Source organism: Collinsella sp. LCP19S3_C9, from assembly GCF_052121575.1.
In the GTDB taxonomy this organism is placed as follows: Bacteria; Actinomycetota; Coriobacteriia; order Coriobacteriales; family Coriobacteriaceae; genus Collinsella.
In genome coordinates this window covers 22,921-36,942 of record NZ_JBQKDZ010000001.1, presented here as the reverse complement: position 1 = coordinate 36,942, position 14,022 = coordinate 22,921, and the positions used below count along the sequence as shown (strand labels likewise).

General features: G+C 61.7%; 14 protein-coding genes. All 14 read right to left on the bottom strand.

The window, feature by feature from the left end; genetic code table 11:
- Positions 1-32 precede the first annotated feature (32 nt).
- Entirely contained in the window at positions 33-620 is a 588-nt protein-coding gene (gene hisB, locus ACTQXI_RS00150; protein ID WP_427795451.1) for an imidazoleglycerol-phosphate dehydratase HisB, read from the bottom strand.
- The gene (gene hisC / locus ACTQXI_RS00145; protein ID WP_441548107.1) at positions 621-1,736 is read right to left on the bottom strand and encodes a histidinol-phosphate transaminase; all 1,116 of its coding nucleotides are present in this window, start codon (positions 1,734-1,736) and stop codon (positions 621-623) included.
- 1 nt (position 1,737) lies between these two features.
- Positions 1,738-3,174, bottom strand: a complete 1,437-nt coding sequence (gene hisD, locus ACTQXI_RS00140) for a histidinol dehydrogenase (protein WP_441548106.1) — start codon at positions 3,172-3,174, stop codon at positions 1,738-1,740.
- Positions 3,175-3,279: 105 nt separating this feature from the next.
- Positions 3,280-4,995: an ATP phosphoribosyltransferase gene (hisG, locus tag ACTQXI_RS00135; protein ID WP_441068747.1), complete on the bottom strand. Its 1,716-nt coding sequence runs from the start codon at positions 4,993-4,995 to the stop codon at positions 3,280-3,282.
- 262 nt (positions 4,996-5,257) lie between these two features.
- Positions 5,258-6,319, bottom strand: a complete 1,062-nt coding sequence (locus ACTQXI_RS00130) for an SIS domain-containing protein (protein ID WP_441548105.1) — start codon at positions 6,317-6,319, stop codon at positions 5,258-5,260.
- Between the two features lie 267 nt (positions 6,320-6,586).
- Positions 6,587-7,432, bottom strand: coding sequence for a sugar phosphate isomerase/epimerase family protein (locus ACTQXI_RS00125; protein ID WP_215675173.1), 846 nt, complete (start codon positions 7,430-7,432; stop codon positions 6,587-6,589).
- Positions 7,433-7,543: 111 nt separating this feature from the next.
- Positions 7,544-8,377 (bottom strand): PTS system mannose/fructose/sorbose family transporter subunit IID, encoded by an 834-nt coding sequence (locus ACTQXI_RS00120; protein WP_441547540.1) that lies wholly within the window; start codon positions 8,375-8,377, stop codon positions 7,544-7,546.
- Positions 8,358-9,131: a PTS mannose/fructose/sorbose/N-acetylgalactosamine transporter subunit IIC gene (locus ACTQXI_RS00115; RefSeq protein ID WP_006235882.1), complete on the bottom strand. Its 774-nt coding sequence runs from the start codon at positions 9,129-9,131 to the stop codon at positions 8,358-8,360. Before ACTQXI_RS00115 ends, ACTQXI_RS00120 begins: the two co-directional genes overlap by 20 nt.
- Before the next feature lie 293 nt (positions 9,132-9,424).
- Positions 9,425-9,907 carry a PTS sugar transporter subunit IIB gene (locus ACTQXI_RS00110; protein ID WP_441049353.1) on the bottom strand — a complete coding sequence of 161 codons (483 nt, stop codon included), beginning with the start codon at positions 9,905-9,907 and terminating at the stop codon, positions 9,425-9,427.
- Positions 9,908-9,964: 57 nt separating this feature from the next.
- A complete protein-coding gene (locus tag ACTQXI_RS00105; RefSeq protein ID WP_154515120.1) occupies positions 9,965-10,384 on the bottom strand; it encodes a PTS sugar transporter subunit IIA in 420 nt (139 codons plus the stop codon).
- Between the two features lie 21 nt (positions 10,385-10,405).
- Positions 10,406-11,467: an SIS domain-containing protein gene (locus tag ACTQXI_RS00100; protein WP_441548104.1), complete on the bottom strand. Its 1,062-nt coding sequence runs from the start codon at positions 11,465-11,467 to the stop codon at positions 10,406-10,408.
- Positions 11,468-11,742: 275 nt separating this feature from the next.
- Positions 11,743-12,456 (bottom strand): GntR family transcriptional regulator, encoded by a 714-nt coding sequence (locus tag ACTQXI_RS00095; RefSeq protein ID WP_154515122.1) that lies wholly within the window; start codon positions 12,454-12,456, stop codon positions 11,743-11,745.
- Positions 12,441-13,208, bottom strand: coding sequence for a GntR family transcriptional regulator (locus tag ACTQXI_RS00090; protein ID WP_154515124.1), 768 nt, complete (start codon positions 13,206-13,208; stop codon positions 12,441-12,443). The genes ACTQXI_RS00095 and ACTQXI_RS00090 overlap by 16 nt, the downstream gene beginning before the upstream one ends.
- Positions 13,209-13,243: 35 nt before the next feature.
- Positions 13,244-13,735 (bottom strand): hypothetical protein, encoded by a 492-nt coding sequence (locus ACTQXI_RS00085; protein WP_441015930.1) that lies wholly within the window; start codon positions 13,733-13,735, stop codon positions 13,244-13,246.
- Between the last annotated feature and the right edge of the window lie 287 nt (positions 13,736-14,022).

Genomic DNA, 14,022 nt, shown 5'->3' with positions numbered 1-14,022 from the left:
CTGCCAAAATAAACCTGTCCCTTTTTGGCAGGCTACAGCGAGCCCTTGGTGCTGGGGATGCCCTGCACGCGGGGATCGAGCTCGCAGGCGTGGCGCATCGTGCGGCCCACGGCCTTAAAGGCGGCCTCGATAATGTGATGCGAGTTGCCGCCTGCGAGCTCGCGCACGTGCAGCGTGAGCTTGGCATCGCGCGCAAAGGCATAGAAGAACTCGACGGCCAGCTCGGTATCGAAGCTGCCCACACGTTCGGTCGGCACGGGCAGCTCGCAGTAGGCCTGGCCGCGACCCGAAATGTCCACGGCGGCCATCACGAGCGTCTCGTCCATGGCAATCGCCGCGTCTGCAAAGCGCGTAATACCCGCCTTGTCGCCCAGCGCTTGGCAAAACGCCTCACCCAGCACAATGCCCGTGTCCTCGACGGTATGGTGCGCGTCGACCTCCACGTCGCCTACTGCATGCACCGTCAAATCAAACAGGCCATGGCGGCCAAAGGCGTTGAGCATGTGGTCGAAAAACGGCACGCCGGTCGAGATATCGCACACGCCGCATCCGTCTAGGTCGAGTTTGACAACAATGTCGGTCTCCCCCGTCTTGCGGGTCACCTCGGCATAACGGCTCATCTACATCTCCTCCTTCACCAGCGCGGCAAACGCAGCCAGCACCTCATCGTTTTCCTGCGGGGTGCCCACGGTAATGCGCAGACAGTCCGCAAGCCCCGGCGCGTAGCTAAAGTCGCGCACCAAAATCGAATACTCGTCGCGCAGGCGCTCACGCACGCGCGTAGCATGCGGCGTGCGCACGAGCACAAAGTTCGCCGCACTCGGCCATGCCTCCACGGGCAGACCCCCGGCAGCCATTGCGCGCAGGGCACACAGTTCGCGCTCGCGCTCGGATGCGACCTGTGCCACCACGGGAGCATACGCATCGCGGGCGCGCACGCAGGCAAGCGCCGCCGCCTGGCTCAGCACGTTGACCGAATAGATCTGGCGAATCGCCGCGAACACGTCGATGACCTCGGGCGCCGCAATCACATAGCCCAGACGCGTGCCGGCGGCGCCAAACGCCTTGGACAGCGTATGCAGGATCACCAGGTTGGGATGCTCGGCGATAAGTCCCTGCGCTGTGGTGGCCGCGCCAAACGAAGCGTCGGCGAACTCCACGTAGGCCTCGTCGACCATCACCATGCCGGGGCACGCATCGCACAGGGCCGCGACAAAGTCGAGCGGTGCCACGTCACCCGTGGGGTTATTGGGCGAGGTCACTATGGCCAGGTTGCACTCGGGCGCCGCCGCGAGCACGGCAGCCTGGTCGAGCTCAAAGGTCGCCGGGTCGCGCCACACGTCGCGCACCTCGGTCTGACAGAGCGACGCAAAGAACGCATACTCGCTAAAACACGGCGGGCAGTTGAGCAGGGTCCGCCCCGCACCGCCAAACGCCAGCAGGTAGTTATAGAGCAGCTCGTCGCCGCCGTTGCCCACGCAGACATTCTCGCGCGCCACACCATGCCAGGCAGCAAGCTCGTCGCGCAGATCGTTGGACATGGGGTCGGGGTAGCGGTTGAGCGGCGTGGCAGCCAGGGCGGCGTCGACCGCCTCGCGCACGCCAGCCGGCACGGGATAGGTGTTCTCGTTGGCCGAAAGGTTGATGCGCGTGGGCGTAAAGTTGGGATTGTAGGGCTCAATGCCAGCCAAGTAGGGCTGGACGAGTTCCTTCATGCGAGACGTCAGCTCGGCCATATTAGGCCTCCTCGCCGGTCGCGCCAGCGCCATCCGCACTTGCAGCCGCTAGGTCCACACCCTCGGCGACCGTCGCCACGGCGTCGCCCGGCCAGGCGACCTTGGTCAGGTCGGCCGCGGCCAGAGACTCAGCACTCACGGCACCCTCGCCCTGCTCCAGCACACGGCGACGCAGTGCGGCCGAAAGCGCGTGTGCCCACAGGCCCTCGGCCTCGGCTAGACGTTGTGTGGCGGGAGCGTCGGAGAGCAGGCCCTCGGGCGTATAGCAAATGACGCTCGAGCGCTTGACGAATTCTTCGACCGAAAGCGGGTTGGAGAACATGGCCGTGCCGCCGGTCGGCAGCGTGTGGTTGGGGCCGGCAACATAATCGCCAAGCGGCTCGGAGCTCCAAGCGCCCACAAAGATGGCGCCGGCGTTGCGAATGCCGCCGAGCAGGCCCATCGCATCCTTGCAGTGCAGCTCCAGGTGCTCGGGCGCCACGGTGTTCACCGCCTCGACGGCAGCAGCCATATCGGCGGCCACCACGATGGTGCCCTCGTTGTCGAGCGAGGCGCGCGTGATCTCGGCACGCGGGGACCGTGCCACTAAAATGTCGATACCCGCCTCGACCTCGCGCGCAAACTGCTCGTCGCAGGTCACCAGATAGCAGGCTGCTAGCGGATCGTGCTCGGCCTGGGCCATCAGGTCGGCCGCGACCACCATGGGCTTGGCCGTGGCATCTGCAAGCACGCAGACCTCGGAGGGGCCGGCGACCATATCGATACCCACGTCGCCCGAGACAATCTGCTTGGCCGCGGCAACAAAGGCGTTGCCCGGACCGGTGATTTTGTCGACGCGAGGAATGGTCTCGGTACCGTACGCCAGCGCGGCCACGGCCTGAGCGCCGCCCACCATATAGATCTCGTCCACGCCGCCAAGCTTTGCCGCCGCGAGCGTGTAGGGACTGATCAGGCCGTCCTTTTGCGGCGGGGTCACCATGACCACGCGCTCAACGCCGGCCACCTTGGCGGGAATGGCATTCATGAGCACCGTGGAGGGATACTGCGCGCGACCGCCCGGCACGTAGATGCCGGCCGCCGCAAGCGGGGTCACCTTAACGCCGAGCATGGTGCCATCTGCACGCGTGGTAAACCAGCTCTGCTCGACCTCGCGCTGGTGGAACTCGCGAATCTGGCGCGCAGCCTTCTCGAGCGCCGCGACAAAGGCCGGGTCGAGGCCCTCGAGCGCGGCATCGATCTGCTCTTGCGGCAGACGGAAGCTCTGCAGCTCAACACCGTCAAAACGCCGACAGTAGTCGCGCACCGCGGCATCGCCGTTGGCACGCACGTTGGCCACGATATCGCGGGCGGCGTCGACGATGTTTTGCGGCAGCACGCCCTTACGGTTGAGCTGGTTGGTAACGAGACGCTCACCGGGAGCAAGCTTGATAGTCTTCATATCGGTATCCCCTATCGGTCGAGGTTGTGTTCGAAAAACGAGAGGCCGGGCGGCGGCGCCCATCGGCCCGCAGCCCAGACGTTGGGGCGCCCGTGCGTGCTCGCGCTATTGTGCCGAGCCCGCAACGGGCTCAAAATGCTTGTCCTTAACGGCCGCCGCCAAGCGATCTGCCAGATTGCGTACGCGCGGATCTAAGCGAGCGGCACCCGGGTTGACAAAAAAGCGCGCCGTGCAGTCCATAATGCGGCCGGTGATGACCAAATCGTTGTCGCGCAGCGTGGCACCCGTGGCGGTAATATCCACGATGCGATCGGTCATGCCGACAATGGGGCCCAGCTCGATGTTGCCGTGCAGCGAAACGATATCGGCGTTCACACCGCGCTCGGCATACCAGGCACTCGCGATGCGCGGATATTTGGTAGCCACGCGAAGCGAACCGCGGCGGGCATAGTTGCGCTCGGCCTGACCGGCGCGCCACGCGGGCTCCGCCTCGATAAAGGTGCACAGGCCGTAGCCCAAATCGACCAGCTGCAGCAGGTTGAGGTCGGCCTCGATGAGCGAGTCCCAGCCGCAGATGCCGCAATCGGCGCCACCGCAGCCCACAAAGGCGGGCGCATCGCTGGGTCGCACGATAACAAACTCGATATCGCCGACCGTGCCCTCACCGGCACGCGTGTCGCGACCGCGCACAATCAGGTGACGGCCGGGGTCACGCAACTCAGAGACGTCCAGGCCCGCGGCCTCGAGCACGTCGAGCGTGTCTGCCTTAAGCGAGCCCTTGGGCACGGCAATGCGCAGCGGACCCTCGGCGCCACGGCCCGCGGCGTGATCGCCGTCGGAAGCGGTGTCCTCTGCCGAGGTACGAGCGGCCTCCAAACGCTCGAGCGAAAAGGCGAAGCCCGCCGCCGGCACCTCGATGCCGTCGCCAAATGCGCCGGTAAAGATGGAGTCGTAGCGTCCGCCCGAACCGACCGGATCGGGCAAGCCACCGGCATAGGCCTTAAAGACCAGGCCCGTGTAGTAATCGAAAGAGTTCATGATGGAGAAATCGAACGACAGCACCTGGGCGTCCTCGGGAGCCAAGCCCTCGACCAAGGCACGCAGCTCGCGCGTCGGCGGCGCGGCGATACCGGCGGCCTCCAGCAGCGCGTCCACGCGGTCGAGCACCTCGGCACCACCGTGCAGGCGCGGCAGTTCGCTAATGGCGGCCTTGACGGCATCAGACTCGGTGCTGGCAGCCACGCGGGCATCTAGGCCCACAAAGTCGTTGGCATGCACGCAGCGCAGGGCCTCGGCTGCCAGCTCGCGATCCTCGCACGCCGCGAGCAGCTCCTTAAAAGGACGCACGCTACCTGCGATAATACGAGCATCGGGAAGCGCCAGCTTACGCACGGCCTCGGCCACCAGCGAAACAATCTCTACATCGCCCGCGGTATCGCCCGCACCGATAAGCTCAAAGCCCAGCTGCGTAAACTGACGCGAGCCACCGGCATTGCGCTGGCACTCGCGAACCACCGGCGCCTCGTAGCGAAGGCGCAGGGGTAGATCGGCCGCACGCATGCGGGTCGAAACCAGGCGCACGATCGGCAGCGTGTTGTCGGGACGGACCACCAGCAGGCGGCCGTCGTCATCAAAGAGCTTAAACGGCGTGTCCGCAATGCGGCCGCCCTCCTCGAGCGAACCCTTGTCCTCGAGCAGCGGCGTCTCGACCGGAAGGTAATGATGCTCCCTTAAGCAGCCCTTCACCGTATACGCGATCTCCTCGCGTGCCTGAGCCTCCTCGGGCAATATGTCCCGGAATCCCCACGGTGTGGCCGTCATCTGGTGAGCCTCCTCATACTGCGTTTCATATAGAACGAAAGACCGGCATAGCTCCGCCGGTCTTCTGGGTACTTTAGCATACTAGAGTGCTTGCGGGGAGAACCGTCCCCCTCGGCTCACAGCGTATTCATTTGGAAACATAGGGCAAGCGATTAGCAGCGGTCTCTTGTTACAACGCAAAAAGGGCGCCCGTGCAATTGCGGACGCCCTTGTGCAGGGTTGAGATATCAACCAGCCAAGATATCGGACCCGTGACCAGCTCTTAGTAGTCGAACTGGTGGTAGTAGCGGCGGTACTTGAGGTTGTGCTTGGTGACCAGCTCGTAGTTGCGCGAGAGGCGGTCGGTGGTCAGCACGGACAGGATCCACGGCGACACGATGACGCGGAAGTCGTCGTCCAGGCCCGGGATCGCGTACTCGGCGGTGTCGATGATGACGTAGTCCTCGTCGCCGGTCACGCCGCTGGTGAGGAAGGCGCGGACGCGCTCGTCGAGGGCGCGGCACTCGTCCTCGCCCATGAACAGGAACACCGGGACGCCGGGCTCGAGCAGCTCGAGCGTGCCGTGGAAGAAGTCGTGCGAGGTGATGTGGCGGATGCGCTTCCACTGCATCTCCTCGAGCAGGCACATGGAGTACAGGATGGTCTCGCCCCAGAGGGCCCCCGAGCCGATGAACATGGTGTAGTCGGCCAGCGCGTACTTCCTGGCGATCTCCTCGGCGCGCGGCTCGAAGCGCTTGCGGATGTCGAGCAAGTCCTTCCAGACGTCCTTCGTCTGCTCGATGAACAGGTCGAACTTGGGGAAGCAGCCGCGGCGGTTGAGCAGGCGCAGGCCGAAGCAGTCGGCGAGGTAGTAGCCCTTCTCGCAGCCGCCGGAGCCATGGTCGGAGGCCATCATGACGCAGTTCTCGGCGCCCACGGCCTGCCCGATCTTGCCCTCGGGGTTGGTCATGGCGAAGACGCGCACGCCCATATCCTTCATCTTGCCGATGGCCTCGAGCACCTCGGGGGTGGTGCCGGACTCGGAGGCGGTCAGCACGACGGACTTGTCGGTCATGCGCTTGTGGCCCATGACGTTCCACTCGGCGGCGTGGATCAGGTAGACCTCGAGGTCGCGGTCGCCGAACTTGTTCATGAGGTACTCGAGCTGCATGAACTCGTCCCAGGTGCCGCCGACGCCCATCAGGAAGACGGCGTCGTAGCCCTCCTCGTGCACGCGGTCGGCCAGGGCGGTCATCCGCTTGCCGGCCTCGTAGACGTTCCTGCCGTCCTCGAGGTAGCCCTCCTGGTCGAAGTGCATGATCTCGATCTTCTCGGTCTCCTTCATGTGTGTCCTCCCATCACATGTGCGCAATTCTATACATCGCGCTTCTTGCTGATACCAATTATAGCCATACGATTGCTTGTTATTTAATACCAATCCAAACTCACGGAGATTTGCGGCGAACGGTCGGTTTCCTCGCCCGAGTGGTATTACAACGCCAATAGTTGTCTATTTCGAGCGCTACTGCCAACGGGCTCCCCACAACTCGCCAGCTATAAAAGCGTTGCGCCAGACCCGCCCAAGCGTTTCCAGCGCAACCGCGCAGTTTAGTTATTCGGCTTCCATCTCCGCTGTCACACGGCGATACATCTCGATAACCTGAGTCGTCGCCTTGGACGGATCCTGATAGTAGCGGCCATCACACGTCTCGGCCGAGACATAGCCCGTATAGCCGTGGCGCATGAGTGCCTCGAGGTCGGCACGCATATCACGCTCGCCGTCGCCCCAGGCAAGATGCGTCGTGCCGCCGCCCACATCTACAAAGTGGGTGTGAACGATCTTTTCGCCCAAAACCTCAAAGTAGCCGTCGATCGTGTCGCCGGCAACTTCCATGGCGCCAAAGTCGATACAGGCCTTCAGGTTGGGACGATCGACCGCCTCGAGGATGCGCACGACATCCTGTGCGGTGTTGACCAACACGGACTCCGACGGCTGCAGGGCCTCGAGCGCGACGCGAATACCGCGCGTATCGGCGTAGTCGCACACCGAGCGCAGCATGGCAACGCTGCGGGCCCAGGCGTCCTCAGCCGGCTCGTCCAGATAGGCCCAACCACTCGTCACCAGAATCTGCGGCGCGCCTAATTCAACGGCTACGTCGATCACATTCTTAAAGTACGAGAGGATGCGTTTTTGGCCCGCCTCACCGCGCACCGCGACGTTCCACGGCTTGGGGTTGTTCTGCTCGGGGCACACGCACACGATCTTGATACCGTATTGGGCGGCAAGATCGCGAATCTTATCCACCGAATCGTGCTCATGGCAATCCACATACAGGTGCATCGAGCCGGTCCACAGCTCGATATTGCGATAGCCGGCCTCACCTGCAGCCTTAAAAAACGTCTCGATGCTGTAGTAACGATGGTTGATGTTCATGAGCGAAAGCTCGGGTACGACCATAGCCCTCCCCTTTCGTACGGAGTTTTAAAAAACAGGGGGCCGCCGCAGATGCGACAAGCCCCCAAAGATCGACGCAACCGTTAGACGCGATGGAAGCGCGATTCGAACATATTAGGCAAGCACGCCAAAGTAAGCGCCGATGATGCCCACGACCATGGTGCAGAGGATCAGGACCATCGGGTTGATCTTCTTGGAGAGCAGCCAATAGTAGAGCCAGAAGGCGGCCATGCCGAGCATACCGGGCATGATACCGTCCAGGATGTCCTGGAGAGTCTGGGCGGTGTCGCCCTGACCGATAGCGACAGGCAACGAAGCCCAGAACATGTCCTTGCTCATGGCGCCGACGACCATGACGCCGACAATGCCGACGCAGGCCATGATCTTTTGCATCAGGCCGGTCTTCTGAGCCTCGTCGAGGAAGCCAATGCCTAGCTCATAACCCTTGATAGCGCCAAAGATACGAATCAGGAACGCCGGGATGTTGTAGACGAGCAGGAAGGCGATGGGGCCAAAAACGTTGCCGGCCTGGCACAGGCTGATGCCCACGGCAGCGGCGACGACGCGCAGGGTGGACAGGAAGAAGGAGTCACCCAGGCCGGAAAGCGGACCCATGAGGGCGGCCTTGATGTCGTTGACGCTCTCGGGCTCAACCTCGCCACGAGCGACTTTCTCCTCCATGGCCATCGCGATGCCACCCACGAAGGGAGCGAGCTGCGGGGTGATGTTGAAGAATGCGCTGTGACGGTGCAAGGCCTCGGCGTAATCATCGGGACGGCCGGCATAGATCTTCTTGAGCATGTTGGCGACCATCAGGCAGAAGGCAATGTTCATCTGCTTGTAGTAGGTCCAGGAGAATTCCATGCCCAGGGCGCCGGTGTTCACGGCGCTCTTAATGAGGTCGGAGCGAGTAATCTGGTTCTCGGAATTAGAAGTCATCGTCCTCATCCCCTTCCACAGAAAGCTGGGACTGGGCGCCACCAAGGCCCAGCAGGTCGTACTTGTCGATGCCGATGATGATTGCGATCAGGGCGACGCCGAGGACGGGCACGTTGGCATAGGAGCACAGCAGGAAGCCCAGGAAGTAGAACGGCACGAGCTGCTTGGTAAGCACCAGACGGCCGAGCATGGCGAAGCCCATGGCAGGCAGGATGTTGGCTGCGACGCCAAAGCCATCGAGGACGAACGTCGGGATGAAGTCGAGCAGGCCCTGAACGGCGTCGGCACCCAGATAGAAGGAGACCGAGCACAGGATAAAGGCCAGGACGACAATCACGAGACCGATAATCCAGTGCATAGCGTAGATACCCTTGAGGTTACCCTTGCTGGCAAAGACGTCGGCACGGTCGACCAGAAGGGGCATACCGGCGTTGACGACGTTCTTAATGGCCAGGCACAGAGTGGCGATGGGCATCGCGAGCGCGATAGCGGCCTCGGTGCTCTGACCCAGCTGAATAGCGAAGGCGCAGGCGAGCACACCGCCAATACACTCATCGGGCGGCACGTAAGCGCCGATGGAGATTGAGCCCATGAAGAGCAGCTCGAGGCTCGCACCGATGGCGAGGCCGGACTGCAGGTCCCCGAGGACTATGCCGACGAGCGGGCACAGAACGATCGGGCGGAACGCATAGAGCGTACCGAGCTGATAATCGAGCTTACCGAAGGCAGCGATAAGTCCGATAAGGATCGCTTGAACAAGCATTGTTCCTCCCTTTGATCCCTCTTGGATCCGCGCGGCGATTCCCGACTTGTCAGCGCGCCCTTTCCCATGCCGACAATCGTCCAGACAGATCCAGCTTGTACCGGTGTGCTGTTAACACCTAAACCGGTGCAAATGATTTAATACCAATTATATAGTCATGCGAAAACTATTTAATACCAATCGCTCAACGGGCAGGTACTCCCGGTGAACGGTAGATGGGGTACCGGGTAAAGCGTTTATCCGGTACGCCCACGGGCAGGGCGGCGCCGTACGCGCCGCCCCGTAGTTCCCAATTAGAGGGCGCTTAGAGCATCGACCTTGGGGTCGTCGGCCAGAGCGCGAATCTCGACCTCGATTCCGCGGCCGACGAGCTCGCGAATGTCCTCTTCCTCGGCAGCGGTCACAAAGATCTGACGGGAGATCTTACGGGCATCGGGACGCTGCTCATCCTTGGACTTGGTGTTGCCCAGGTTGATGGAGGTAATCTGCGGGCAGCCTTCGACAAGCTGCTTGGCCTCGGCGATGCTGGCGACGCAGATGATCATCTTGTACTTATCGGTGACACCGGAGTTGATAGCCTCGATGGCGTGCTCCATGTCCTTGATGACGAGCTTGGCGTTGGCCGGCTTTCCCATCTTGAGCGTGGTCTTCCAGACGGGATCGTTGGCAACCTTGTCGCCAACGCAGAAGATGCAGTCGGCGCCCAGGCCCTGGACCCAAGAGACGGCCACCTGGCCATGAAGCAGACGATGGTCGACGCGAACCAATTGAATCATGATTGACCCCCAAAGGTCTCATGCCGGAAACCCGGCCCCATTATTAGCAGGCGGTGACTAGAACTCTTCCTCGTCATCCGCATCGGTCAGCAGGTCGTTGACAAACTTGACGCGCGTGTCGTCAGCCGCGAGGATCTCGCGGATAACCTGGTCGGCGGGAGCCTCCTGGTCCGAGAAGAGCAGCTGGATCAGCAGCGGCAGATTCATGTTGGCAATCAGGTAGGTGTTGGGGCGCGTCTGGACGATCTTGGTGAACTCGTTGTTGACGCTGCCGCCAAACAGGTCGGTGCACACGATCACATCGTCGGCGGGATCGATAGTCGCCAGGAGCTTGGCGGCCTCCTCGGCGACGTCGGTGCGGCCGTCGACAAACATCGACAGATCGTGGACGTTATCGCGCGCGCCCGAGAGTAGCTCGGTGCTCTCCTTGATGCCGGTCGCAAAATGCGCGTGGCTGGCAAAGATGTATTGCCTCATTGCGGTTTCCCCCAAATAGAATTAGTAGTCGAACTGGTGGTAGTAGCGGCGGTACTTGAGGTTGTGCTTGGTGACCAGCTCGTAGTTGCGCGCGAGGCGGTCGGTGGTCAGCACGGACAGGATCCACGGCGACACGATGACGCGGAAGTCGTCGTCCAGGCCCGGGATCGCGTACTCGGCGGTGTCGATGATGACGTAGTCCTCGTCGCCGGTCACGCCGCTGGTGAGGAAGGCGCGGACGCGCTCGTCGAGGGCGCGGCACTCGTCCTCGCCCATGAACAGGAACACCGGGACGCCGGGCTCGAGCAGCTCGAGCGTGCCGTGGAAGAAGTCGTGCGAGGTGATGTGGCGGATGCGCTTCCACTGCATCTCCTCGAGCAGGCACATGGAGTACAGGATGGTCTCGCCCCAGAGGGCCCCCGAGCCGATGAACATGGTGTAGTCGGCCAGCGCGTACTTCCTGGCGATCTCTTCGGCGCGCGGCTCGAAGCGCTTGCGGATGTCGAGCAAGTCCTTCCAGACGTCCTTCGTCTGCTCGATGAACAGGTCGAACTTGGGGAAGCAGCCGCGGCGGTTGAGCAGGCGCAGGCCGAAGCAGTCGGCGAGGTAGTAGCCCTTCTCGCAGCCGCCGGAGCCATGGTCGGAGGCCATCATGACGCAGTTCTCGGCGCCCACGGCCTGCCCGATCTTGCCCTCGGGGTTGGTCATGGCGAAGACGCGCACGCCCATCTCCCTCATCTTGCCGACGGCCTCGAGCACCTCGGGGGTGGTGCCGGACTCGGAGGCGGTCAGCACAACGGATTTGTCGGTCATGCGCTTGTGGCCCATGACGTTCCACTCGGCGGCGTGGATCAGGTAGACCTCGAGGTCGCGGTCGCCGAACTTGTTCATGAGGTACTCGAGCTGCATGAACTCGTCCCAGGTGCCGCCGACGCCCATCAGGAAGACGGCGTCGTAGCCCTCCTCGTGCACGCGGTCGGCCAGGGCGGTCATCTTCTTGCCGGCCTCGTAGACGTTCCTGCCGTCCTCGAGGTAGCCCTCCTGGTCGAAGTGCATGATCTCGATCTTCTCGGTCTCCTTCATTCCCGCTCCTTTCACGAGCAGTTCGAATTGTCGCACGGACTGGCCGGGCTTGCCGCCCCGTCGCGCCGCTTAACCTTGTGGACATCTTGGCCCCAAGCTCAACAATTCAAAGGTTCTTAATACCAGTGAACGATTACAGGTTAGCCGTTTTTAATACCGATTTTTTGATTTCGTCCTCCCATCTCGGTAGACGGTCAGTTTTTGCCGCTCATCGGTCATGCGACACATGTCCGTAAAAAATGAGCACCCCGCCGTGCACGAGGATGCTCTAGACGCTAATAGTTGTAGGTATATCCGCCGGCATCGCCGCGGTTAAAAGACTTGGCATGCTCAATCGGCTGCCCACTCGAGTCATAGGTCAGGCATTCCAGTACGAGCGCCAGATCGCCCGGCTCAAGATTGAGCAAACTCGCATCGCGTGCGCCCAGCGCTTCAATATCGAGTTTCTCAATCGACTTGTCCGGCTTGCGCCCCAACATGTCATAGGTCTCGAACAGGCTGAAGACCGAAATGTCCACGTCTTCGATGCCCGGAAACAGCAGACACGGAATCAGCGTCATCTCGATCGATACGGGCTCACCATCAATGCAGTTGAGACGGCGCACCGAGTAAAGCAGATCGTCCTCGGCGATGTCAAACAGGTCGGCGTAATACGGGCCGGCGTAGCGTTTGGAGCGCGCCAGGATACGCACCGACGGCGTCGCACCCGACGCCAGAACCGACTGACGGAAGCCGCCCTTGCGTTCGTGCTCGTCAAACCACTTGTGTCCTACAAAGGCGCCCTTGCCCTGTACCCGACGAATCTGGCCACTTTTGACCAGCTCGTCCATGGCGCTTCGGATTGTCAGGCGCGTCGTGCCAAACTCCTCGGCCAGCTCGTTTTCGGACGGAATCATCGAGCCCGTCGGGTAGTCGCCGCGCTCAATTCGCTCCGCAATGCAGCGGCGAATTTGCTTGTAAACCGGCAAGTCTTCTACTGCATCAGCCATTCGACACCCACCTTCGTCGCAACGCCGTCCGCCTCCCCGTTATCGGCAAAACGATACTTGGTCGGCAGAATCACGGACTTGCAATACTCGACAAAGCCATCGTTCTCGTCACGCTCGTGCGAAGCTTTGTAAAACACCGGCGTGCCCTCCTGGGCACCCAGCAACTTGGCCTCGTCGGCGTTCAGACGGCTGATGGAAATATACTCCTTGCCGTGCGCCACATGGACATTCCCCTCTTTAAGCAAAACGTCGTAGAGGCTTTCCTGCTCAAAATCGTGATCGGGAAGCGAGGGGCACAAAGACAGGTTGACGTGAGCCGTCTCAATCGACGCCGGGGAACCATTAACCACGCGCACACGTCGAATGCAGAAGAGCGGCGTGCCCAGGTCGATCTGGGCTTTTTGGGCCAAATCGATATCGGCGTACACGACCTTGGACCAAACCAGGCGCGCGGTCGACTTTGAGCCAACCCTCTCCACCGCCTGCGTATAGTTCCATGTTTCCTGAAAGATGTTCAGCGGTTTGGGAGGACACACATAGGTGCCCGAACCGCGGCGGCTTTCCAAAGTTCCGCACGAAATCAGACGCGTGATCGCAGCGCGCAACGCCGTGCGTGACACGCCCAGCTCTTCACAGAGCACACGCTCGGCGGGCAGCCGGTCACCACCCTGCAGGTCATAATGTTTGATATACCAAAGAATGCCCTCAAAGGCGCGATCTTTGGGCGGAATCGCATATGGTTCACTCGACATGGGCAAGGCTCCTCAACCGCTTGATGCTGCGGGCATCATTGCTCCGGACGCCCCATGGCGTCGAAGGCTTCTTTGATCTGCTCCGCAACGTTCCGATACGACCGATATAGGCCGGAGTCTCGCTTGACTTCGCCCGCGGTCACCGGAATCTCAAGCTTCGAAATCTCATCCTCGCCGGTTTGCACGGCAACGATGACACCCATACCAAGGCACATATTACGCTTGGCAGCGTTGTTTTTGGTAGCCTGAGCTGGATTAATCAAAATCTGCTGAGCTAGTTCGCGATTGCTAAGCTCCGGCACATCCTCGGGATTTCCGGTCTCGACAATCTCGCACTGCAGCACGTCCGCATAGTCAAAAATCTTCGGCTCGCCGCCGCGCTGATGCACGGCCCACTTGCGGCGCGTGGCGTCCTGGTAGATAGCCGGCAAAAGTGTAAACCGCGGTGGGTCCAAAATCGTATCCGTGATGGTAAACACATCGGGATCAAAGGCATCCTGCGGGTTTTTCTTCTTGAACAGCCCCATATCAGCCTCCCGTACTAGTATTAAACAACTCAAGTTGAATATAGCACCAATTTCAAGCCGCCGCTTTACCGCATCGGTGCGTGGTGTCTATGGCTCGCCCAGCGGAAAAGTTCACGGACGAGGACGGGGCCGGGGGGGGGGGGGGGGTGGGGGGCGCCCCCCCCCCCCCCCCCCCCCCCCCCCCCCCCCCCCCCCCCCCCCCCCCCCCGCCCCGGCAATGCAATCTTGGCTGACCATAGTTAGATGCACGGCTTCTAAGGCAGCGTAAGCAAGGTCCCCATTACATA

Excerpts from the sequence above, each read along its gene's own strand:
- hisB (WP_427795451.1), bottom strand. The coding sequence starts at position 620 with ATGAGCCGTTATGCCGAGGTGACCCGCAAGACGGGGGAGACCGACATT.
- hisC (WP_441548107.1), bottom strand. The coding sequence starts at position 1,736 with ATGGCCGAGCTGACGTCTCGCATGAAGGAACTCGTCCAGCCCTACTTG.
- hisD (WP_441548106.1), bottom strand. The coding sequence starts at position 3,174 with ATGAAGACTATCAAGCTTGCTCCCGGTGAGCGTCTCGTTACCAACCAG.
- hisG (WP_441068747.1), bottom strand. The coding sequence starts at position 4,995 with ATGACGGCCACACCGTGGGGATTCCGGGACATATTGCCCGAGGAGGCT.
- ACTQXI_RS00130 (WP_441548105.1), bottom strand. The coding sequence starts at position 6,319 with ATGAAGGAGACCGAGAAGATCGAGATCATGCACTTCGACCAGGAGGGC.
- ACTQXI_RS00125 (WP_215675173.1), bottom strand. The coding sequence starts at position 7,432 with ATGGTCGTACCCGAGCTTTCGCTCATGAACATCAACCATCGTTACTAC.
- ACTQXI_RS00120 (WP_441547540.1), bottom strand. The coding sequence starts at position 8,377 with ATGAGGACGATGACTTCTAATTCCGAGAACCAGATTACTCGCTCCGAC.
- ACTQXI_RS00115 (WP_006235882.1), bottom strand. The coding sequence starts at position 9,131 with ATGCTTGTTCAAGCGATCCTTATCGGACTTATCGCTGCCTTCGGTAAG.
- ACTQXI_RS00110 (WP_441049353.1), bottom strand. The coding sequence starts at position 9,907 with ATGATTCAATTGGTTCGCGTCGACCATCGTCTGCTTCATGGCCAGGTG.
- ACTQXI_RS00105 (WP_154515120.1), bottom strand. The coding sequence starts at position 10,384 with ATGAGGCAATACATCTTTGCCAGCCACGCGCATTTTGCGACCGGCATC.
- ACTQXI_RS00100 (WP_441548104.1), bottom strand. The coding sequence starts at position 11,467 with ATGAAGGAGACCGAGAAGATCGAGATCATGCACTTCGACCAGGAGGGC.
- ACTQXI_RS00095 (WP_154515122.1), bottom strand. The coding sequence starts at position 12,456 with ATGGCTGATGCAGTAGAAGACTTGCCGGTTTACAAGCAAATTCGCCGC.
- ACTQXI_RS00090 (WP_154515124.1), bottom strand. The coding sequence starts at position 13,208 with ATGTCGAGTGAACCATATGCGATTCCGCCCAAAGATCGCGCCTTTGAG.
- ACTQXI_RS00085 (WP_441015930.1), bottom strand. The coding sequence starts at position 13,735 with ATGGGGCTGTTCAAGAAGAAAAACCCGCAGGATGCCTTTGATCCCGAT.